General features: G+C 38.0%; 15 protein-coding genes. 10 read left to right on the top strand and 5 right to left on the bottom strand.

Annotation, left to right across the window (positions count from 1 at the left end; all coding sequences use genetic code 11):
- Positions 1–5 precede the first annotated feature (5 nt).
- From EV194_RS03210 to EV194_RS03180, 7 genes are all read left to right on the top strand, one after another.
- The gene (locus tag EV194_RS03210; protein WP_132432013.1) at positions 6–1,292 is read left to right on the top strand and encodes a glycosyltransferase; all 1,287 of its coding nucleotides are present in this window, start codon (positions 6–8) and stop codon (positions 1,290–1,292) included.
- A gap of 625 nt (positions 1,293–1,917) precedes the next feature.
- Positions 1,918–3,900: a tetratricopeptide repeat-containing sensor histidine kinase gene (locus EV194_RS03205; protein WP_132432011.1), complete on the top strand. Its 1,983-nt coding sequence runs from the start codon at positions 1,918–1,920 to the stop codon at positions 3,898–3,900.
- On the top strand, positions 3,830–4,561 hold the full coding sequence (locus tag EV194_RS03200; RefSeq protein WP_132432009.1) for a response regulator: 732 nt from the start codon (positions 3,830–3,832) through the stop codon (positions 4,559–4,561). The genes EV194_RS03205 and EV194_RS03200 overlap by 71 nt, the downstream gene beginning before the upstream one ends.
- A 264-nt stretch (positions 4,562–4,825) precedes the next feature.
- The gene (locus EV194_RS03195) at positions 4,826–5,086 is read left to right on the top strand and encodes a hypothetical protein (protein WP_132432007.1); all 261 of its coding nucleotides are present in this window, start codon (positions 4,826–4,828) and stop codon (positions 5,084–5,086) included.
- Between the two features lie 258 nt (positions 5,087–5,344).
- Positions 5,345–7,474, top strand: a complete 2,130-nt coding sequence (locus EV194_RS03190) for a T9SS type A sorting domain-containing protein (RefSeq protein WP_132432005.1) — start codon at positions 5,345–5,347, stop codon at positions 7,472–7,474.
- Positions 7,475–7,629: 155 nt separating this feature from the next.
- Positions 7,630–9,423, top strand: coding sequence for a fibronectin type III domain-containing protein (locus EV194_RS03185; protein ID WP_165921786.1), 1,794 nt, complete (start codon positions 7,630–7,632; stop codon positions 9,421–9,423).
- Between the two features lie 118 nt (positions 9,424–9,541).
- Complete coding sequence (locus tag EV194_RS03180) at positions 9,542–12,112, top strand: BspA family leucine-rich repeat surface protein (RefSeq protein WP_165921785.1); 2,571 nt, start codon at positions 9,542–9,544, stop codon at positions 12,110–12,112.
- A gap of 65 nt (positions 12,113–12,177) precedes the next feature.
- Here the strand turns inward: EV194_RS03180 and EV194_RS03175 are convergent, their stop codons facing one another.
- From EV194_RS03175 to EV194_RS03165, 3 genes are all read right to left on the bottom strand, one after another.
- Complete coding sequence (locus tag EV194_RS03175) at positions 12,178–12,699, bottom strand: YkgJ family cysteine cluster protein (RefSeq protein WP_132431999.1); 522 nt, start codon at positions 12,697–12,699, stop codon at positions 12,178–12,180.
- A gap of 18 nt (positions 12,700–12,717) precedes the next feature.
- A complete protein-coding gene (locus tag EV194_RS03170) occupies positions 12,718–16,431 on the bottom strand; it encodes a PAS domain S-box protein (RefSeq protein ID WP_132431997.1) in 3,714 nt (1,237 codons plus the stop codon).
- An 84-nt stretch (positions 16,432–16,515) separates the two neighbouring features.
- Positions 16,516–17,985 carry a lipopolysaccharide biosynthesis protein gene (locus EV194_RS03165; RefSeq protein ID WP_132431995.1) on the bottom strand — a complete coding sequence of 490 codons (1,470 nt, stop codon included), beginning with the start codon at positions 17,983–17,985 and terminating at the stop codon, positions 16,516–16,518.
- A 375-nt stretch (positions 17,986–18,360) separates the two neighbouring features.
- Between EV194_RS03165 and EV194_RS03160 the strand changes: the two genes are divergently transcribed.
- The 3 genes from EV194_RS03160 to EV194_RS03150 all read left to right on the top strand — a co-directional run bounded on the left by EV194_RS03160 (position 18,361) and on the right by EV194_RS03150 (position 20,207).
- Complete coding sequence (locus EV194_RS03160) at positions 18,361–18,567, top strand: hypothetical protein (protein ID WP_132431993.1); 207 nt, start codon at positions 18,361–18,363, stop codon at positions 18,565–18,567.
- Complete coding sequence (locus tag EV194_RS03155) at positions 18,557–18,892, top strand: addiction module toxin RelE (RefSeq protein ID WP_132431991.1); 336 nt, start codon at positions 18,557–18,559, stop codon at positions 18,890–18,892. The genes EV194_RS03160 and EV194_RS03155 overlap by 11 nt, the downstream gene beginning before the upstream one ends.
- Positions 18,893–19,052: 160 nt before the next feature.
- Positions 19,053–20,207 carry a glycosyltransferase family protein gene (locus EV194_RS03150; protein ID WP_243699312.1) on the top strand — a complete coding sequence of 385 codons (1,155 nt, stop codon included), beginning with the start codon at positions 19,053–19,055 and terminating at the stop codon, positions 20,205–20,207.
- 476 nt (positions 20,208–20,683) lie between these two features.
- Here EV194_RS03150 and EV194_RS03145 read toward each other — a convergent pair whose 3' ends face one another.
- Positions 20,684–22,078: a polysaccharide deacetylase family protein gene (locus EV194_RS03145; protein ID WP_132431987.1), complete on the bottom strand. Its 1,395-nt coding sequence runs from the start codon at positions 22,076–22,078 to the stop codon at positions 20,684–20,686.
- A 5-nt stretch (positions 22,079–22,083) separates the two neighbouring features.
- On the bottom strand, positions 22,084–22,941 hold the full coding sequence (locus tag EV194_RS03140; protein ID WP_132431985.1) for an AAC(3) family N-acetyltransferase: 858 nt from the start codon (positions 22,939–22,941) through the stop codon (positions 22,084–22,086).
- Positions 22,942–22,953 lie beyond the last annotated feature (12 nt).

The raw sequence follows: 22,953 nt of genomic DNA, 5'->3' as shown, positions 1-22,953 counted from the left end.
ACGGAGTGAAAGAAGAAAAAAAAGAAATAAAGATTTGTCTGGTATCCACCTCCGACAGAAATGGCGGAGCTGCCATAGCAGCAAATCGCCTTTGGTTTGCGCTAAAAGAACACGGAATAAATGCCAAAATGTTGGTACAAAACAAATCGTTACCCGATGAAGACATCATCTCTACTTCGAACAATTTCTTTTATAAAATAAAACACTTTGTACAGTTTGCTTCTGAAAGGCTAAAAGTAAGCACCATCATCCGCGACCAAAAAGATCGTTTCGCATTTTCATTGGCATGCACAGGTAACAATATCCATCAACATCCTGCCATAAAAGAGTGTGACATCATTCACCTGCATTGGACCAACTTTGGATTTCTTTCCCTAAAAACGATAGAAAATCTACTGAACTTAGGAAAACCCGTACTCTGGACATTTCATGACATGTGGCCATTTACCGGAGGATGCCATTACAACGGTGATTGCTTTAGGTTTATAGATAGATGTGGGAAATGCCCGATGTTAAAAAATCGACATCCTGAAGATGTCTCATTTAACCATCTAAATAATAAACATAAATTATTATCCAATAGCAATTTATATATATCATCACCTTCTAAATGGTTCTCTGATTTTGCACAAACAAGTGCGCTTCTGAAATCGAAAACCATCCATACCATTCCCAACACCTTAAATGAAAATATATTTAAAGTATATGATAAACTTGAGTGCCGTAAATCATTATCATTAAGAACAGATTGCAAATATATAGCATTTGGCGCACCAAACATTCAGGATCAAAGAAAAGGCTTTGATCTGCTTAAAACTGCACTGGAAAGTTTGACAACAGAAATGTCGGAAAAGGAAATTGAACTGTTGATTTTTGGAAAAATCAAAAACAAAGTCGAATTCCCCTTTAAAGCCAATTACTTCGAATACATCAGCGACGAAAAAATGCTGGCAACTCTTTACAACGCAGCAGATGTCACGGTTGTTCCTTCACGGCAGGAAACATTCGGACAAACAGCATCTGAGTCAATAGCCTGCGGCACTCCGGTTGTTGCCTTTGACTCAAGCGGGGTAACGGAAATCGTGAAACATAAAACCAACGGCTATTTAGCAGAATCATTCAGCACCGAAGATCTGAAAAATGGAATTCTTTGGATTTTAAACCATCCGAATCCGGAAGAAATCAAAAACAAAACAAAACTCTCATTTACTGATAGATTTAACTCAACATTAATATCTGTACTTCAACTCAATTTATATCAACAAATCATAGAAAAGAACAACACTAAATGAAACGAGTCCAAAGGTTTCGGGACGAGTTCTCCTAAGTCCTCGCAAACCTCTGAAAAACAAAACATAAACACATAAAAGCTTAGGCGAAAAATGTTACATATTTTTTTAGAGACAACCATGATGGCAACAATATGAATTTACTATTCATATAATCACTTCTTTTATTTATATTTCATATTGTTATATCATATTGATTACTATTTGCTGCTAAACAAGACAGTAAAAAAACATCTATTTTCTCCCGATAATCAGAAACTCCTCAAAACAAAACCATCATAACATTTACGTTACATCTTGCCTGATCAATTTTAAAAAAACCAGATTTGATTATTGTTAAAGAGTTTCAATCTGTATTTCTCTGACAAAAGAGAAGAATGATTCGAAAATAATAGGATGGACATTTTGCCAACAGCATATATTTTAGTATATTGATATATAAAAGTAAGATTCATTACAAACAAAATCCTGCTTAGCTTTTAAAAAGAATGAGTTTGGGATCTGAAAGCCCCTCATAAGCCATTTTCTCTGACGTCGTTTAACACCTCGGTGTTAAACGACGTCAGAGAAAATATTAAGTTTCGATATACACACAAAGTGCTAACATTGATTTTTAAATCTGATAATAATGATAACCCAAATCACCATTAGATCAACTCTTACAATTGTCAAAATTTTTTGTGTCAGTTTTATCGCCTCAGCCTCTGGCGATAAAAATGGAAATGCATTTTTTGATGGAGTTGACTCGCTTTCCCGACATGGAAATCATGAATTAGCAATTGACACCTTAAACGACTTCATTAGCGAAGAATTAAATACAGACTCAATAGACTACAAAATAGTTTCATGGGCCTACTTAAAACAAGGACAACTTAATCAAACCATAGGGCGCTCATTCGAATCAATTGTGTCTTTAGAAAATGCATTAAAATATGCTTACCTATCTGAGGATTCCATAGAGATATCAAATGCCCACTATCAGCTTGGCTCAAGCTATACAATACTTGGCAGATATGAGGAAGCTCTTGAATCGTACGCCAGGGCTCTTGAAATTGACAGGGCTCTTGAATCGTGGATGGGCGTTGCAATGGATCTTAATTCCATTGGGAGAATTTATGAGGTATGGGGAAAGTTCGATCAAGCACTAAAATTTTTAATTGAGTCGTTGGCTATTTCTGAAGAAATTGGAAATCAAAATTTAATTGCCTTAAGGTATGCTAGTATTGGTTCAGTTTATAAGTCAAAAAGTGAATATTCAACTGCTTTGGAGTGGCTCTATAAATCTCTAGAACTTGAAAAGAATAATAATAACAAATTAAGACAGGGCTATAGGTTCGATCAAATTGGGGAGATTTACACATTACAGGGTAATTTTGAACTTGCCAACTATTATCTGAATAAAGCGTTATCGATATTTAATGAGAAAAACATCCCCACCTCACAATCTATAACGCTGAATCATTTAGGGTTAAACAGCTTGAAAAATAACGACTACAATAACGCCATAACCTTTTATAATAAAAGTTTAAGCATCGCAAAAGAGATTAATCATAGCAACATGTTAATAAAAAACAAGAAGGGATTATCAGAACTCTACAAAGCAATAGGAGACTTTAAAAGAGCTCTTGATTTCTACCAACAATATGTAGAACAAAAAGATTCCGCATTCACAGAAAAAGCAAGTCAGGAGCTTATGTTCTTCAAAGCAAAATTCGAAACAGAGAAAAAGGAAAAAGAGCTGGCTGTTTTAAACCAAGAAAAACTAGAACGAGAACTTGCCCTAAACAAGTCAAAACAACAAAAGGCATTTATGATAGGGCTTTCTATCATCCTTATTACTTTACTTATTACAATTTACAACCGCTACATGCTGAAAAAGCAAGCTCAAATTAAGCTATCAGCGATAAACACCCAACTAAAGGAAACCAATAAAACTAAAGATTTGTTTTTCAACATTATGGCACATGATTTAAAAAACCCCATATATGCTTTTAGAAATATATCATTAGCCGTGCACGACAACTACAAAGATCTCGATCGAAATGAAATAGTTTACTACTTAAAGGAGCTAAAATCCTCATCGGGAAAACTCTGCACCTTCCTTGACGATCTGCTTAAATGGGCCAGTTCACAGATTGGACGAATTAAACCAACCGTACAACCTTTTAAAATAAGACCAATTATCGATGAGGTGGTTCATCTGCATCAAACCATGCTTTCTGAAAAGGACATCGCACTTTTAGTTGATATTCCGGAAACTCATGAGGCGATGGCAGACAAAAATATGATAAAAACCGTACTCAGGAATATCATTTCAAATGCCATAAAATCCACTGAAAACAAGGGGCAGATAAAGGTTTTAAGCAAAAACAAGAGCGACACCCTTACATTACAAATTTGCGATAATGGCAAAGGCATGTCTAGGGAAACAATCAAAAATCTCTTTTCAATAACATCCAAATTATCAGGATTCAATACAGGATCGGAGACAGTTAGTGGACTTGGGCTGATTTTGTCGGACGAGTTCATAAGAAAGAACAATGGAAGTATTGAAGTTGAAAGTTCCATTGGCAAAGGTTCAATTTTTAGCATACATTTACCTTCTCGTTAAATCTAATAATATGAAGAACTTAACTCCTATAATTATAGTTGACGATCACAAAATAACAAGGGATGGCATAAGAGCCATGCTCATAGGAAACAAATCCTTTGTCCTTGTTGCAGATGTAGGTTCTGGTGCTGAACTCTTTGAGACATTAGACAAGCAAGTCCCTGAAATAGTAATTCTTGATATAGGCCTTACTGAAATAAATGGTATAGAAATAACCAAAGAACTTAATCAAAAACACCCACAAATAAAAGTTCTCATTTTAAGTGCCAACACAGACGAGGAGAACATTGTCTCAGCCATAAAAGCGGGTGCAAAGGGTTTTTTGTCGAAAGAGTGTTCACAAGGAGAGTTAATTAAAGCTTTAACATGTGTTTCGCATGGCGAAGAGTATTATGGAGAATCAATAAGCAGCATTATATACAATAGCTATCTATCATCTATCAAAAAAAACAATGTCAACAAACCTGAACTTACAGCAAGAGAAATTGAGATACTAAAAGCATTTTCCGAAGGGCTATGTTTTAAAGAAATTGCAGACAAACTCTGTATTTCTGCCAGAACGGTAGAATCTCATAAAAACAACATCCTTCAAAAGTTAGATTTAAAAAACACCATTGAGATGGTTAAGTATGCGATTAAAAAAGGCTTTATTGAACTTTAGATTAATCAATTAACATCCTACTTCTGATTCTGGCTCAGAATTACTGATTGGCTATTTTCACTAATTGACAAAGCCAAGACATTACCCTCTCACTTCTATATGAGAGTGATTCGTCATTCCTCACATTCTTCAAAATCTTATCCGTAAAATCCCCTACTAAAAGATAGGGTCAATTCCTTATTGCCTGATTTTCACACCCATAATACCTTTGTGTATATAAAGCATTTGCCATTTAGATGGTTCTAAATAGTTTAATAAAATACCATGACGAAACTATACCACAAAAAAATAGAGCACATCACTCGGCAACTAATTGATGCTTCAGAATTATTGTATAAGGCTGGAAATTTACCCCAAGCCGCAAACCTGATTAAGAAAACCGGTGATTTTTTTCTGTCTGAATATAAAACCAACCCGAAAGAGGGCAAATACAGAGAACTTAAAAAAAACTACGAAAAGATTCATAATGCCATAACCAAATCAATGATTGACGCTTTGGGGAAATCCCGATTAAATCTGAAATAACAATTATTAAACTGTGAAAAACAGCAAACAAGAGTGTGAATTCAATGGGCGGTTTGCAGTCAACAAATGAACTCCATTCTGAGCCGGTACTTGCAATGCTTTAAAAGTTCTAAAGTTGATGTGTTTCGCAATAGGCATTCTTGAAAAGAATGCTTTTAATGGATAGAGACTTGTTGTGCAAAGCTGATTAAATCCACCGGTATATAAGAAGAACTCTCTACAAAATGAAAATAACTATATCATTAAAACCCTTAAAACATGAAAAAACTACTACTTATCACAGCTATCCTTTGCTACATTTTATCGGCAACTGCACAGTGGCAATGGATTAACCCCATGCCACCGGAAACCCATTACAAATCCGTAGCACATGTTACTGAACAAACATATGTTACCATGGGGGAAAGTTTAATTCTAAAAACTCAAGATGAAGGAAGAACATGGACGCAGACCGAACATCCTCCGGTTACAAATTTAAATAAAGTATTATTTGTAAATGCTGAAACCGGCTTTGTGGTGGGTGATGACGGATTGCTTTTAAAATCCTCTGATGGTGGCGACAGCTGGCAGGAAATGAATACGGGTACAAAGTCCTCCTTCTGGGATGTTTACTTTGTAAATGAGCAATTGGGGTTTATATCAGCCAATGCCGGACAGGTGTTTAAAACCATAGACGGTGGCAAAAACTGGACGCAGCAGGAAATGCCGGATGTATGGCAACATCTGAGGTTAATTAAGTTCTTCGACGAGAATACAGGCTATGTTGCCAGCATGCATGGACTGTTTGCCAAAACCATCAATGGTGGCGAAGTCTGGAAAGTAGTTGAGGAGGAGCTCAGTTTTTATTACATCTACGATATGCACCTTGTAGATGCACAAACCATATTGCTGGCATCCTATGGCGGTATATTTAAGAGTACGGATGGTGGCGAAACATGGCAGGAAAAGTTAGCCCCTAGCGATGAAGAAATTGAGGCTTTCTCATTTATTAACGAAACCACCGGATATGCACTTGGGCAATTATCCAGAATTTACAAAACTACGGATGGTGGCGAAACATGGGTAAACACCAACCTACTCCCCGACTATTTTGTCTCTAATGTAATGGAAAAAGGAATCGCTTTCGGAAGTGAGCATACAGGAATAGTGGTTTGTTGGGATAACATTACATGGCTTGACATGCAAGCCAATGCTTATGATACTCCGGTCCAGACTATAATAACCCAAGACTTAAGAGATGCGGCTTTTACGAATGATACAACGATTGTTGCAGTTGGCCGAGGTTTAATAGCGCAGTCTAATACAAACGGCAGGACTTGGTCTATTCAGGCGCCTGTTCAATTCGGCGACTATTACTATAAAATTCATTTTATAAATGAAAACATAGGTTTTAGTGTAGGGGAAAATTTTGCCCCAAATATAAAAAAAGGTGTCATAATCAAAACCATTGATGGAGGAAATAACTGGGAATTAAATTTTGCAATAGAACAAGAATTAAGAGATGTGCATTTTGTCAATCTCGATACCGGATATGTTGTTGGCTCTGGTGGAACAATATATAAAACCACCAATGGAGGCAATGAGTGGGTAGCCCAAGATTCAGGAGTAGAGGTGAGTCTAAACTCAGTTTTTTTTACTGATACTAAAACAGGTTATGCCTGTGGAATGGGTGGTACAATTATCCAAACCACAAATGGTGGTGATACATGGACAATAGCAAGTACTCCTACTACCGACGCTATGTTTGCCATATCTTTCTTTAACGACTCTATAGGTTTTGCTTCTGTAAGGGGCTGGGGCATGGCAAAAACAATTAACGCGGGGAAAAACTGGACCTGGTTTAGATTGCCCGGTTCTCGCAACAGGATTATGCGTGATATGGTTTTTACTTCTGAAAAAGATGGTTATATCGCCGGATGGGATTATTTGTTTACTACAAATGATGGAGGCGAAACATGGGAGCTTGAGCAGCTGTCGGGGGGCGCCAGTATATCGGGTATTGCGGTAAGAAATAAAAACACGATAATAGGGGTTGGGCATAAAGGAACCATACTCCGAAAATATACCGGCCCGGAGGAAACCCCTATTGATGAGGAGGAAGATAATTCTCCTACAAACATAAAATTTCCTGACAGCGAAACCATCACTTTCAGTGTATATCCCAATCCTTTTAGCCATGTAATTAATATCAAAGGAACCTTTAAAGAAAATAGCTGCCTAATCGAAATATATGACCTTAATGGCCGCAGGTTACTGGACCGCAATTACAGCACGGCATCTGGTAACCTGACAATTGACACAAGTGGTCTGAATGCAGGAGTCTATCTTTTGCGCATAACAGATGGAGCTACCATTAGCACCCATAAAATAGTTAAAACACATAGGTAAGGACTACCTATATAATCAACTGAATAAATCTTTAATCAAAGACTATTAAATACAATCACATAATTAAAACAACCTAAGATTATTTACAAATGAAACGATTCCGGAGGTTTCAGAACAAATTCTATGTGATAATCAAAAAACAAAAAGATAAACAGATGAAAGATAAAATTAACAAACCAGCTCTATATGCAATTATTTATGCATTTATATCATTGTTATCAACAGCAGAATCACGCGCAAATTCAAACCTTGATGCACCTGTACTAACCCTTGATGCAGAAATGGTATGGGTAAATGAATTCAGGGTTAGCTGGGAAGCCGTAAATGGGGCGACCCATTACAGAATTTGGGTTATCGATACAGAGGCAGAAGACCAATCAACTTACCTCCCGCTTTACAGCGGGAAGATTATTAAAGCAAATCATGCTTGGGTGATAAACCTTAACCCTAACAGTGACTATCAGTGTTTTATCAGGGCATATAATGACAATGATAAATCAGTTAATTCGAATATTGTACAAGTCAGAACCAAATCACCAAATATTGAACCGCCTGTTTTGGAGGCAGCAACAAACATTACCGGAACAAGTTTTGACGTTAGCTGGAGCAGCGTTGAAGGGACTGTGGTAGTTTACAAACTTCTTGTTTCAGATGATGACTTTCACACACTTGTCCCGGGCTTTGATTCAGAATACAGGCCTGTAACCAGCATTACTGTGTCTGGGCTGAATCCTCTGACTACTTATAAATATAAGGTGAAAGCCAAAGACATTGCAGGTGAAAACGAATCCAGCTTTTCAACAACGCACAATACCACAACCCTATTGCACCCTCCGGTTGCCCTTGAAGCTACAAATATAAAACATGACAGGTTTACAGCTAACTGGACGAGCGTGGTCAATACAACCGGCTACAATCTTTGGGTGGTTTATAATGAACAACCGTTGGAAGGCTATTGGCCTTTTGCCGTTAGCGATACAACCCACACAATTACCGGGCTTGAATCGGAAAAAACCTATACTTATGTAGTCACGTCAGTTGCAGGCGCCCACAGCTCTGATTTTTCCAACGCTATTGAAGTAACCACAATACATGAAACCACGCCACCCCCTGTGGCTCTTGAAGCCACACATATCTCTTCAGCCTGGTTTGTAATCAACTGGGAGGAAGTTGAAAATGCGGACCATTATAAGATTTATATTTCAACAGACAATTTTACCAGTCATGTGGTGGATTATGAGGGGGTAGTTGCCCATGGCGATCATTATCCGTTTGACAACCTCAATTTCATGTTTGACGAGGCACAAGCTGAAACAGATTATCAATACAAACTTACCTCTGTATCTAACGGATATGAATCAGAATTCTCAAATATCATCAATGTTTCCACTACATCCAAACCAGATATACCTGAGATACCAGTTGCACTCAGTGCCGTAAAAGTTACTAGTCAAAGCTTTGTTGCACATTGGGAAGAAGCAAAAGATGGAATCTTCTACCGGGTTTTTGTTTCAGATGATGACTTTGAAACACACCTCAGCGGCTATGGAGGTATACCTGTATGGTGGGAGCTTACGCTTAAAGTAGAAGGTCTGGAGCCCGGAAAAACCTATCAATACAGGATTCAGGCCTCTAACGAAACTGGCCGTTCAGATTATTCAAACATCATCGAGGTTACAACGGAGAGCACTGGGACTTCAATTAATCCCGTTGCTGCGGCACACATCTCCATCTACCCCAGCCCCGCTCAAAACCACATTTCCTTAGAGGGTCTGGAAACTAACAGCACAATAGATATTTATTCCATTACCGGGGCAAAAATGATGCGATTGGATAATCAATCAGGAAGAGCAAATCTTGATGTGTCAGCTTTGGTTAATGGTATGTATATTATTAGAATAAACTCTGAAAAAGGAGTTGTAAGCAGGAAAATATTCATTAACAAATAACTGGGCGAAAAGCACGCCTCTGTGCGCTCTGTGCATTCCTCTGCAAGATTCTGTGTTATAATCACAGTATAATGCACAGAGCTTCACAGAAAATTGACAAAACCTTAAAATGAAAAAGATGAAAAACTTACTTATTATACTACTAGCTTTTTCTGTTACCCTTAGCTTTGGGCAGAACGCAAACACATTCAACTTTGTGATTGAGACCACCGAAGACAAAACCGAATACAAATTCTTGGTTGATAATGCTGTCAACTTAGAGGTTGACTGGGGCAACGGAAGCTCCGACACCTACAATGGAACCACTTCTCCAACCCACGATTTTGGCGAAGCCGGCCTTTGGACCATAAAGGTAAGTGGGCAGGCAAGCCGCATTAGCTTTTGGACTGTTTGGCCTTGTGAATATGCCGAAATGCTTAGAGATATTTTAACACCCGTTTCGGATGGCGTTACAGGTATTACCAATGTAAGAGATATGTTTAGGGGAACAAAAGTGGAGAGCTTTACTGCAGAAGATTTTTTAAATGATATAGTTCCCAATGTAACCAGCCTGTATGGCTTGTTTAACAACTCAAGCTTCAATCAGGATATCGGAGCATGGGATGTAAGCAACGTTAGCAATATGTCTGATATGTTTCGTAGTTCAGGTTTCAATCAGGATATTAGCAGTTGGAATGTCAGTAATGTCTCTGAAACATCATATATGTTTGCCTTCTCCCCTTTTAACCAACCACTGGCAAATTGGGATGTAAGCAATGTTACTGGTATGTCAAATATGTTTCAAGGTTCCAATTTCAATCAGGATATAGGAGCCTGGGATGTGAGCAATGTTAATAATATGAACGAGTTATTTTCAGATTCAGATTTTAACCAGGATATTAGCACATGGGAGGTGGGCAATGTTACAAACATGAATGGTTTATTTAGCAATACTCAATTCAACCATGATATAGGAAGATGGGATGTGAGAAAGGTTACCAGTATGTCAAGTATGTTTCAAAGATCAAGCTTCAATCAAGATATAGGAGCATGGGATGTGAGCAATGTCACTGATATGAGCTTTATGTTTCAAAGATCAGATTTCAATCAAGATATAAGCAATTGGGATGTTAGCAAGGTTACTAATATGCGGATAATGTTTGGGGATTCTGATTTCAATCAGGATATTGGCAGCTGGGATGTTAGTAAGGTTACTAATATGTTAGAATTATTTGATAGAACCCCTTTCAATAGGGATATCAGCAGTTGGGATGTGAGTAATGTTACTAATATGATGCGTATGTTCCGAAATTCTGAATTCAATCAAGATATTGGAGCATGGGACGTCAGCAGTGTTACAAACATGCACGGGATGTTTAGTGGTTCGGTCTTTAATCAGGATATAGGCAATTGGGATGTAAGCAACGTCACCACTATGCAAGAGATGTTTTATGATACAGATTTCAATCAGGACATTGATGGTTGGGATGTGAGCAATGTTACTAACATGATACATATGTTTTCTTTGTCATCATTCAATAGTCCCTTAGCAAGTTGGGATGTAAGCAAGGTTACCGAAATGAATGGTATGTTCTGGGGTACAGATTTTAACCAGGATATTAGCGGTTGGGATGTGAGTAATGTTACTAACATGCAGGACATGTTTTACAACGGGCCTTTTAACCAAGACATTAGCGGTTGGGATGTAAGTAGTGTTACTAATATGAATAGCATGTTTAGCTATTCATATTTCAATCAGGATATTAGCATTTGGGATGTCTCTAATGTAGAAAACTTTGAGTATTTTTTAAATAACTCAGAGTTATCAACCGAAAACTATAATAAAATGCTAATAAAATGGTCTGAACTGGACTTGCAGCAAGATATAAGCTTTTACGGGGGCAGCAGCAAGTATGATCTGGGATTACCCGAAGACAGAAGGCAGCATATTATTGATGCATTTGGCTGGACTTTCAATGATGGTGGCAATACAGGAAATGAAGTGTTCCTGCTTACGCTTTATGCCAACCCACAGGATGGTGGCGAAGTTGAAGGTGAAGGGCTGTATTATGAAGATGACAATATTGATCTTAAGGCAATTGCTAATCTGGGTTATGATTTTACTAGTTGGACTGACGGCAATGATGAAGAAGTGGATTCTGATCCGGAATTTGTATTTGTAATGCCGGCAGAAACAGTAACCTTAACGGCCAACTTTGCTCTTGTTGACTATCAACTTACAGTAAACATTGATCCCGAAGGTGCTGGCAACGTTTCCGGTGAAGGCATTTATAACATGAATGATGAAGTTACATTAGAAGCCACAGCAAATGATGGATATGAGTTTGTGAGTTGGAACAATGGAGAGGAGATATTATCTGTAAATGCCTTCTACGTTTTAACAATGCCTGCGAATCACATAAATCTTTCCGCCAACTTTTCGGTAATCACTTCCATTTCTGAAGAACCCCTTTTTGGCCATAGCATAAGCATATATCCCAATCCTACTAAAAGCCATATTTACATAGAGGGCGTGAAAGGAAACAGCTCAATTGAAGTAATTTCCATCACCGGAAAAAAAATGATGCAACGGGAAAATCAATCAGGAAAGGTATATCTTGATGTTTCATGCTTGGATAATGGAATATACATTTTAAAGATTAGTTCCAAGATTGGTGTTCTAAGTAAGAAAGTTTTTATTAATAGATAACGTAAACCTTCCTTGCAATCTACGCAGACAACAAATTAATAAACAGTTCTATTATTTTTAAAAAATTACTTTAATAATTCCGCCAAAGGAATCAATTCATTCTCAGGAAGAGCATCCTCTTCCTGAGTCTTTAGAAACTCCTGATTCAGCATATATAGGCGGCTGTTCCATCGGTCTTGTTCATGAAACCGGGTTTCAGAAAAATAGTCTTCATCCACATTTGTAAAATTGAGTTCACAATGTGATAGCACCCATTCCTCATCATTCATATATAACAAAGGAAGCCCATGGGTTCTGCAAATAAAGGGTCTGAACGGATATATGGTGCAGCTGTTATCGATCAATAAGGGACAAACATCATCTGATTCATCAGCTTTATCTATAACCTTGACGGATTTAAGGCGTTCTATCTCCGAACGTATAACTTCAAATTCTATGGGCAAAACTTTGAATGACAAACAACAAAGCGAGCATCCCTTTTTGCACAACATATGGTTTTGGTGCAACTTCTCAAGACCGGCAATCTCTTCATCAAGTTCTTGCCGCAACTCAAGATATTTTTTCTTTATGCTTTCTTTAAGTATCATATGAATCAAGAAATTTGATTAAATAGGAATAGAGAATCTGAAAACAGAACCCTTGCCGGGTTTGGACTCTAACCAAATTTTACCGCCCATCAACTCTATATGCCCTTTACAAATAGCAAGACCCAAACCTGTTCCGCCATATTTGGTTTGCACATCCGGGTTGGCTTGTCTGAATCGTTCAAAGACCTTATCCTGCATTTTTAAAGGTATTCCAATGCCGGTGTCTTTTACAAAAAAGACAACCTGCATATTTTTTTCATCAACACTTTCAACACCATACACCACTTCACCTTTTTCAGTAAACTTCAGAGCATTGCCAATTAAATTATTAAACACCTGCTTCAACTTTAGCTCATCTGTTTTAATGGAAAATTTATCAGATACACCTGGGGGTAATACGAAACCAAGATCAACACCTTTTCTCGAAGGATTATTGCTAAATACCGAGTTAAGATCCATTAATAAGTCTTTCAAAATAACCTTTTGAAGGTTCATTTTATCTTGTTGCGTTTCAATTGTAGAAATGGTCAGTATGTCGTTGACCAAATTCAAAAGTTCACGACTGCTGTTCACTATGATTTCTGAGAAATTCACTTTGTCACCCTCTTCAAAATCGGGTAAAGCCAACATTTCGGAAAAACCAATGATGGCATTTAAAGGAGTTCGTATCTCGTGTGATACATTTTGTAAAAATGCCGTTTTTAAGTTCTCACTCTCCTGCGCACGCTCAATGGCATGCACCAACTCCTCGTTGGTACTTTGCATCTCCTCGTTGATGGATTGATACTCCTCGTTGAGCATGGCATACTCTTCATTTTGTTGCTGCAATTTATCCTTACTCTCTTTAAGTTCCTCTTGGTAAATTTTTTCCCGGGTGACATCACGTCCAACACCAATATAAGCAACCGGTTCTCCTTCTTCCAGTATTGCGCTATTGTCCCAACTGATCCATTTCCATTCTGAATTTAACTTCACCTTCTGTTCAAATCGCACTCTGTATGGAGGCTTTTTAAGTTTCTCCAAAGCTTCGAGAGATAACACCGCACTATCGGAGTCAATGGGCGGAATAAAAACCTTTCCCATAATCTCTTCATCAGATTTACCTATAGCATGGCAAAAAGATGGGCTTGCATATAGATATCGCCCTTCCAGATCAACTTTAATAATAAAATCATGCTGATTTTCAACCAGAAACCGGTATTTCTCCTCACTCAGTCTTAATGCCTCACGTGCAGCAACCATTTCTGTGACATCTCTGGTCACTCCCAAAACTTCTTTTACCCTGCCATGCTCATTTGGGATCAGAGTCGTGGTTACCTCCGTAACAATGATCCCGCCATCCTTTTTTATCTGATTTAGTGTAACTGTTCGGGTCCGATAAGTTTCATCTCCATTTTCAAATTTCTGGACTCTGAAGGGCAACGACTCTGAAACAAATTCAAAGGATTCAGGGCTCAAAATATCTTTAAGCTTAAAACCCAAAGCCTCATCGACGGAATATCCACTTAACCTTTCTACCGAAGGACTCATATATCGGAATTTATGCGTCATTGCATCCATCACCCAAATAACATCTCCAACGTTGTCAGAAATCATGCGGTATTTCTCTTCGCTCTCCCTGATGGTACGTTCAGCCAGCACCCGGTGTGACACATCAGTAAAAACTGTTGCAAAAGTATCATCACTCATTGGAATTGCCGAGACATCGAAATACCTGTCCATTGGTGGAAAATACTCTTCAAAACGGGTTGGAGTTCCATCCTGAACAACCCTGGCATATACATCCAAAAAAGGAGCCGTTGGCTGTCCATAAAGATCGCTTGCTGTTTTACCAATAACATCTTTACGTGCAAGACCAAGAATTCTAGAATATGCTGCATTGATATCAACCAATGAATAATTCAAAATCTCCCCTTCTTCATTCCTGATGACCCTATGCATGGCCACCCCCTCAGCCATTGAGTTAAACAATAGAGAAAAACGCTGTTCACTTCGGTTCAATTCCTGTGTCCGTTTTTCAACATCACGCTCCAATCTGATTTTGCGTGTACTTAAAAGTCCCACTACAAAAGATAGAACAAGAGTCATTAGAATAGCCAAAGACAAGGAAACCGGTAAGGCAATAGATGGGTGCGTGCGATTAAAAAATTGACCCGGAAAAAAATCCAGTTTCCAAGTTCGCCCAAACATGAATAAGAAGTACCCAGCCGACATATCCTGAATTTTTCGTTCACGCATAACGTCATCCCCAAATCGGCCAATATAGGTATAACCAGACTGGTTTTCCACAACCCCGAACAAAACATTAAAAAGATTCTCTTCTGATCCTCGTAAAGCAACGGATCTGCCAAGTAGTTTATTTATATTTACCACTATATACGCTAAACCATTTGAACTATTTCCTGAAAACGAGAAGGGAATATAAATGATCAACCGCGGATCTGTGTTGCTTGATTCACTAATAATTGCTTCAGTAGTCAGCCTTTGATGCGAAACAGCATTTTCAATTATGTTTATGGTATGAGATGAAATTTTAGGCATGCTACTCCCAACTGAAAACAACTCCTGATAACCGCCCTCTACCAGACGAACCAAATATTCGGCAGAATATTCCTCTGCCCACCCAATTGATTCAACAAATTCAAGCTCAAGTAAAAAGTTAACCTCCTCTCTGAAAAAATCCTCTTCTATCTCATTAAAACGACCCAACGAATTGGACGTACGCAATAAATGCCACTCAAAAGTGCGCATGTACGATCTGAACTGATTAGCCTGTATGGAAGAGGATTGTTTAAAAATTTCCATTCTGTACCGGTTTTCAACTCTGACTGAAAACCATATAATTAACAGAGAGATGAATACGGAACCGATAAAGGTAAATATGGCTTCCGGACTTTGCCACCAAATTGATCGTTCGATCCGCATAATTTGGGGTCTTGAGAAAATAATGTTGCCGAATAACAGAATCAGCAAAAGGACAATGACCAAAACCTGTGGAATAACTATTGCATGATTAACCTCATCATTCCATTCATGTTCGTGTATGTCCATACCCACAACCATATAAGGTTCAGGTGAATGTTGCCTGAATACCGGGTAGAAGGCACTAATAAAATGTCCATATTCATCTTCATATGGGCCGACAATTAAATGGTTTCCTCTTACAAAAACATCCACCAACCCTTGTGGAGGTATCTTGTAGACATCTCCGGGTAGTGATGCATGAAAAAGCTCAGGATCAATGCTCTCCGGGCCGAATATAATTTGAGAATCCCGAAGCACCATGGTATAAATGTCCCTTTTATTTAGAAGACCTGAAGCTTCGCGCAATTGTTGGTTTAATTGATGATATACAGGATGGTCAAGATCAGACAGATTGAATTCAAGATTTGAAATGGTACGATAGCTCAATCCCTCCGCGACGGACTGAGCGCCAGACAATAACTCTCTTCGAATTTCCTTTTCCTGCAAGATTTTGAATTGGTGTACTATATAAATTCCTCCAATAAATAAGGCAAGACTTAAAAATGCAATGACGATTCGTATGGTTTTCTTTCCTTGCGATTCAGGAACATCTCTGCTATCTTTCGTAATCCGACCGGACTTTCGAAATGCAAGATAAAAAATGACCACCACCACTCCTAAAGCGATGATATTCATAACAAAATGAGAAACACCGTAGCTCACCATCAGATGTTTTGGTTTTTCAAGATAAATATGGCGGGTTGACATATCGTTGCACAATCCCACTCTTTTTCAGGCATGTAATTTACAAATAATTTTAATTCTATTTAGTTTTCACCTCCTGATAATCTATCACTTAAATTGAAACCGGCCTGTTTTAATGAAATTCAGAACAATGTTGATCTCATCCTTTCTGATGATTTTGAATAAATACATGGCAAAGGCCATGAAAAGAACAATCAGGATCTTCACGAACCAAGAAAACGGAATTTCAAGATTATAAGTCCAAATACCGGCAATCACCATCGCAACCCATAAACCAAAAAGTAACAGTAGCTTTTTAATTTGAAATTGTATGGATTCAAGCTTTTTTACCTCTACAAAAAACCAACCCATCCCTATGGCCTGAGCAATCAGAGTTGAAACTGAAGCTCCCATTTTTCCATATATAGGTACCAATACAAAATTTAGCAGGATGTTGATTCCCGCACATACAACCAGAATTACAGAAATCCGCCTGGTTTTTTTATGCTTGTTGAGAGGCAGAGTAAGTAATTGCCGCCATCCGCTAAAAATTAATCCGGCAATTAATACCGGTATGAGAATAACTGATTCTCGAAAGAATTCTGAACCGGCCGAAATAACCATCATGATTTCGGGGGAAAACAAAACCACTCCTAGCCCTCCGAATGTAATCAAAATCAGAAACAAACGGGAAAACCGGGAATAAAACTGCATACTTGACTTCTCATGCAGAGTTTTAAAAAAATAATTGGAATAGGCCGTGATTAGGGAGGCTATGACAACCATTTGAACCAAATTGGCTATTTTAAATGCCATGCCATATCCTGCCACTTCTCCAAGATTCTGATATTGATTAATTATATGCCGGTCACTTAAAGTTAATATTGTGGTCAGTATATTTGATATGGCCAATGGCAATCCATATTGAATCATTTCTTTAAGAACAACAACATTAAACTTTGGTTTAATGTGTTTTAATATAAACGGAACAAGAGCAAGGAAAGTTAATCCATGAGCCACCATCTGCGCCAGGTAAATACCCTTCAAACCCATTTCACGAAATTCCAGAAAATAAACTGTTACCCCGATCACCAGGAGAATATTCAACGACGTCCAAAATGTTTGTAATTTAGCTCTTTGTTCCAGTTTCATTAAATAAAATGGAACATCGTATAGTAACCGAAAAAAAGAACCGGCAAGAAAAAACAGGAAGATATCTGAAGATAGCTGATATCTGAAAACCGATTCGGACCAGACATTAAGAAGAACTGCCACCAATGCAACAGCCAGCAAACTGGTGAAAAAATTAAACATCCACGTGGTAAAAAAGAGCTCTTTTTTACCACTGCTGCCTTTCATCTCATGGTACCATCGCATGAACCCACCCTTCACTCCCCAACTTGAAAGAATCAGAATGAATTGAAAAATGGTTTCAAACAAAGTAACAACCCCAAACTCAGTTTCGTTGATATATTTTAAATAGAGGGGAAGCAGAATAACACCACTCAGCTTGGTGAGAACATTTCCAATGCCATAAATAATACCCTGTTTAAAAACAAACTGAACCGGTTGATACATGGTTTTTTATTGAGATCAACAACAAAAATAAAAGATATCGGTTAATTAACACTCATTAAATTAGCAATTTTAAGCGGTTGTTCTATTTTTGTGACAATAGCATTATTTATCATTGTCTTTTCACTCTGTTTAGAATTGTTTATCAATGTAAGTCAATTCTATCTATAACTCACTCTGTGCATTTCCGGTAGTTATTCAACTACCGGATTGAACCCATAGGTAATCGAAAAAAGAATCAAGGATAAGAGAAACAAATCATCAATAAATGAATCCAAAATCATCAATAAAAAAGTAGCTGTTTTTCAGCACATCAACCCCGATATTTTGGTTTTCGTTCTTCACCATATTTTAGTAACTTTGTACAAAACGAAAGCGATGGATACAATTATATTACAAAGCAATTCAAAGAATGACCTCAAACTTATTGCTGAAATTGCCAAAAAAATGGGTGTTACAGTGGTGAAAAAAAACTCTTCATCTTCCATTATGGATGAAATTGAACAAGGCTTAAAAGAGGTTAAACTAATGAAGGAGGGAAAACTGCAAAAAAAGCCATTAAATGATCTAATTAATGGAAAATAGAGTTTTCCGGACATCTGTTTTTGACAAACGATACTCTCGTTTTCTAAAAAAATTTCCTTCACTCAAGAATGATTTGAGTGAACTTGAAGTCGAACTGACCATGAACCCAACAATAGGGAAATCGCTTGGTAATGGTCTCTACAAAATACGACTAGCAAATAAAGACAAAAACAAGGGAAAAAGTGCTGGATACAGGGTTGTTACCTACTTAATAGATGAAAGCAACTCATTGGATGTTTATTTGATAATTATTTACGATAAATCTGAAGAGAACAGCATTAAAAAGCCTCTTTTGGCTAAATTGGTAAGAGATTTATTTGGTTAAATTCGCTATCCTGTTTTCACATATCTTAAGATCATAAAAAACATGCTCCATAAAAAAATAAACAGCTATTTAAATCACATCTGTTGTTTTGAAAGGTAAATTTCTAAAAATATCATCCTACTATCGGGATTTTCTGCAGGATTACTACATAAAATTCCCGATGATAAAAATCCAGAGTCATCGGGAGCAGCTCCAACATCTAATGGATCAGTGTTTCTCATGGTCGGACAATTACGGCAGACTCCTTGCAGCAAAAGGATTTGAAACCATGGAAGTGGTTGCCAATGCAACCCCCATGCAAAAGGCATGGGCTGTAGAAAACAACCTCAGCTCATCCTTGTCGTCCGAGGAGATCATCATGGCACAAATTGCATTCTTTAAGCCGGAGATCATCTATTTTCAGGATAGCGTAACTTTTAATGGTTCATTTATCAGGAATCTGAAAAACAGATTTTCATTCATAAAGGTCTGCATAGGAAATATCTGCGCGCCCTTTACCTCTTCACAAATTGAATCATTCAAAGCTTTTGATTATTTCACTGTTTGCTCCCCGTTTTTTCAGCAGCAGCTGCGACAGTTTGGAATAACCAGTGTGGTGATTCCGCATGCGTTTGACCAACGAATACTCGAGAAAACAGAAAAAGAGAATGATTGGCCGGTTGTCCCGTTTATTTTTACCGGCTCCATTATTCCGGGTGATGGATTTCACAGCATCAGAACCAGGGTGTTGGAACAACTGGTTCAGGAAAGCATCCCTTTTGCCTTTTACGGTAACCTGCCTGACAAAAACAGAACGGCAATCGTGAAAAAGCAGGCGTCGTATATAGCGGCATCAATATTGGACAACATCGGGCTAAAGAGCTTAACTGATTACATAACTCCCATTCGCAAAGGGAGAAACCACAGCTCTTTTCCACGGCAACTTAAACTTACCTCCAAGCTCTACAAAATGGCAAAGCCGCCTTTGTTCGGACTGGAGATGTTCAAAGCTTTATCTAAAGCAGAGATCGGATTCAACATTCATGGAGATTGCGCCGGCGATTATGCGGCCAATATGCGACTTTTTGAAACCACCGGGGTGGGAACCTGCTTGCTCACAGATCACAAAAGTGATCTCAAAAATTATTTCGTCCCTGATTCTGAAATCGTCACCTATCAATCGGCAGAAGAGTGCGTTGAAAAAGTGAAATGGCTGATAGACCATCCGGATAAATTAAAAGAAATAGCAAAAAGAGGACAACAAAGAACTCTTACAGAGCATCATTTTAACAACCGGGTTGATCTTTTTTATGATGAACTGGTTAAGCATCTGTAAATAATGAGCGGATTGCAATTGTTTTTTTTGGGTTCAGCATTGCCCTCCATATTATCTGCTTCCAAAGAGAGCCGCTTATTCAATTAGCTGCCATTGTCATATGTTTGATTGTAGTTAGATTTCTCGCTGTCGCCCATTCAGAGCTGTGGCTTTTCGTTTCATCATCCCGGGGGCTGTACCCCGGGTTTTTGACTTAACCCTAATCAGGGTTGGTTTAACTATTAAAGCAAAACCATTTATAGACACCTAAAATCTAGAAATATTATACACAAAAATAGGTTAAACATGAACACTACTATTATGTTGTGAGTTCTTATTGATGTGGCAAGATGTCAGGGCTAACGCCCCTTGATAAATTGGCTTATTACTATGCTGCTACGAAGACATTAGGGCTATCGCCCCTACATAAACATAACGAGCCAAAATGAAATTTTCCCACTAATGGGAATCGTAGATCGGAGCAGCCAATGTCTAGATTAGCGAATCACATTTGATGCTTGAATAATATCTATAATTTGCTCCCCAGTAACCGATTGCGGACTTTTACTCATTATATCCTTTAATAATTTCGGATAAAACTCAGAGACACCGGGATATTCATCATCCATCAGCCGACAGTTGTGCCAAAGCAGGGAAAACACTCCCCCAAACCGCTCAATCTCTTCAATGAGTTTAAAAGCTGAATGATACAATCCATCCAATCCAACTTTGCGATAATTCAATGGAGAAACTTCCATCATAGTCAACGGAATTTCCCAAAGATCAAGTTCCCGATCATTCTCTAGGTCGTATAGTTTAAAAGGATAACAATATCCGTTACGAAAGCCTTCATGTTCAGCAAAAGAGAGAGTATTATCGTAAATCAACCCCACCGATTCCTGATTACGGAAAGTCTCGATGCCTGTTACCCTCAAAAAATGTTGGCGATTACCAACAGGTTGTCTTCCTGCAATTTTTTCGAATAAATTAAACTGATACTTTATTTTATTTCGATTATTCGCTGAATAATAAGACCCATGTAATCCGGCTTCAAATCCGGCTTCGGTTAATCTTTTTATGAGATTAACTATTTTTTTATCGGTTAGCTCATATTGAGAATCCAGGTTTTTATGATCACGATGCAAAAAGAACCATGTTGACTTTATCCCCAGGCTTTTCTCAAGAAAGATCAGGTCATCAAAATTCCACCAGGGGTCTTTAAGTGAAAATAGAAATATGTTCTTTAATACTCCTTTAAACAAATACTTTATGGTCTTTCCGTATCCAAAACTCCGGGGAGCCATTCCAGATAATTGCTTAATCTTATACAAAACCTCTTTGGGCCGATAAAAGGAAACACGATCCACATCATGACTCAGGAAAAAACCAAACCGCTCAAACAGTCGCTTCCTTTTAAATGAGAGGCTATGAAAACGACAATACGCCTCAACCCCCTGCAAAATGGCTTCAAAATAGTAATTGACCAACGGAATATCTGGACAATCCAATCGGTATTGCAGAGAATCTTCGTAACTAAACCTGTCGAACTGATCCCTTTTCACTGTTTGTTCAGCGACACCTGACAAAAGATAAAATGATGATGTTATAAAATCATGATTAAATATCAGTTGACCATATTTATTTAAACTATATATTGATTTTATCTTTGAACTGTCCGAAAACAAAACGGGGATCTCTTTTTCAAGAATGTTAATGGAAACCGGGGTTTCAAGAATCTCATCACATAAAGGAAAGATGATGACTGGCTCTTCAATATTGGGCAATACGCTGTTGCTTTGCACAAACCGGAATTTCGACACCACCTCATCATTCGATTCCCAATGAAACGATAAATGACTTATAACATACTTTATATTTGTACTATATTGCATCTCAATTAAATCATTGATCGAAATTTATCCTTAACAATTTTTACCGCACTATGAAACTTTACGCTTACGTAATTCCCTGTTGAATGTTCCCAACGCAAACGACAATCTTTACATGTAGGATCGCTGCAAAAGAAAAAGGCAGGATCGCTTTTAAGAATCTCTCTTTCAATCCTTAAGGTCTCGCTCATTTTTGTTAGATAAGCAGCCCCATTTCCAACCTTACCTTTTATTAAAATTCCAGCATTTTCATAGTGGGGGATAAAATTTGGAAAGCCCTTGGTACATCCCCCTTTATATTTGGCTTCATACAACCTTATATTACCGTTCTTATCCAGATAATTGACACCTTCATGTTTTCGCTTTTTATCAAAAGGCAATTCCTCTATGGCCACATGAGCAGTTCCCGTAACGTTGACATTCTCTCCGATGGTTAAATGCCATGCTCCGGCATCAGCCATTTTTTCTAATGGTTCATACGCTTTACTGCCAGGTAAGTGTGATTCGATTATATTTTTAACCGCGTTGCCTATTGCAACAAACTTCTTTACCGGATGTTTGCTGCGTATCATATCAGTATGGCTAATCATTGAATTAACAAGGGCGCCTGCATAAGAGGGAGAATCCGGCTTACTGATAACCAACGATTTACTATCAGACAGTGGTAAAGGGTAGGTCGTTAAATAGCCGTTGGCTACTATGGCTCCTTCATCTCCAACGGTATCCAATAAAGCATCTAACAGAGTGTTGACACCCCACTCCATTTTCCCAATAGCCTTGGATGATACCATCAAATGTACAATCACTCCGGATTTTATCCCCAATACTCTCAAATCACGAATGATATCAGTTTTTGTAAATGCCATAACTTCGATAGA

Source organism: Natronoflexus pectinivorans (assembly GCF_004345615.1).
Taxonomy (GTDB): Bacteria; Bacteroidota; Bacteroidia; order Bacteroidales; family Marinilabiliaceae; genus Natronoflexus; species Natronoflexus pectinivorans.
Note: the sequence above shows the minus strand (reverse complement) of the source record. Positions and strands in the feature narration are given on the sequence as shown.

What these genes read in the sequence shown, in the direction of transcription:
- EV194_RS03205 (WP_132432011.1), top strand. Translation starts at nt 1,918, where the DNA reads ATGATAACCCAAATCACCATTAGATCAACTCTTACAATTGTCAAAATT.
- EV194_RS03200 (WP_132432009.1), top strand. Translation starts at nt 3,830, where the DNA reads ATGGAAGTATTGAAGTTGAAAGTTCCATTGGCAAAGGTTCAATTTTTA.
- EV194_RS03195 (WP_132432007.1), top strand. Translation starts at nt 4,826, where the DNA reads ATGACGAAACTATACCACAAAAAAATAGAGCACATCACTCGGCAACTA.
- EV194_RS03190 (WP_132432005.1), top strand. Translation starts at nt 5,345, where the DNA reads ATGAAAAAACTACTACTTATCACAGCTATCCTTTGCTACATTTTATCG.
- EV194_RS03185 (WP_165921786.1), top strand. Translation starts at nt 7,630, where the DNA reads ATGAAAGATAAAATTAACAAACCAGCTCTATATGCAATTATTTATGCA.
- EV194_RS03180 (WP_165921785.1), top strand. Translation starts at nt 9,542, where the DNA reads ATGAAAAACTTACTTATTATACTACTAGCTTTTTCTGTTACCCTTAGC.
- EV194_RS03175 (WP_132431999.1), bottom strand. Translation starts at nt 12,699, where the DNA reads ATGATACTTAAAGAAAGCATAAAGAAAAAATATCTTGAGTTGCGGCAA.
- EV194_RS03170 (WP_132431997.1), bottom strand. Translation starts at nt 16,431, where the DNA reads ATGTCAACCCGCCATATTTATCTTGAAAAACCAAAACATCTGATGGTG.
- EV194_RS03165 (WP_132431995.1), bottom strand. Translation starts at nt 17,985, where the DNA reads ATGTATCAACCGGTTCAGTTTGTTTTTAAACAGGGTATTATTTATGGC.
- EV194_RS03160 (WP_132431993.1), top strand. Translation starts at nt 18,361, where the DNA reads ATGGATACAATTATATTACAAAGCAATTCAAAGAATGACCTCAAACTT.
- EV194_RS03155 (WP_132431991.1), top strand. Translation starts at nt 18,557, where the DNA reads ATGGAAAATAGAGTTTTCCGGACATCTGTTTTTGACAAACGATACTCT.
- EV194_RS03150 (WP_243699312.1), top strand. Translation starts at nt 19,053, where the DNA reads ATGATAAAAATCCAGAGTCATCGGGAGCAGCTCCAACATCTAATGGAT.
- EV194_RS03145 (WP_132431987.1), bottom strand. Translation starts at nt 22,078, where the DNA reads ATGCAATATAGTACAAATATAAAGTATGTTATAAGTCATTTATCGTTT.
- EV194_RS03140 (WP_132431985.1), bottom strand. Translation starts at nt 22,941, where the DNA reads ATGGCATTTACAAAAACTGATATCATTCGTGATTTGAGAGTATTGGGG.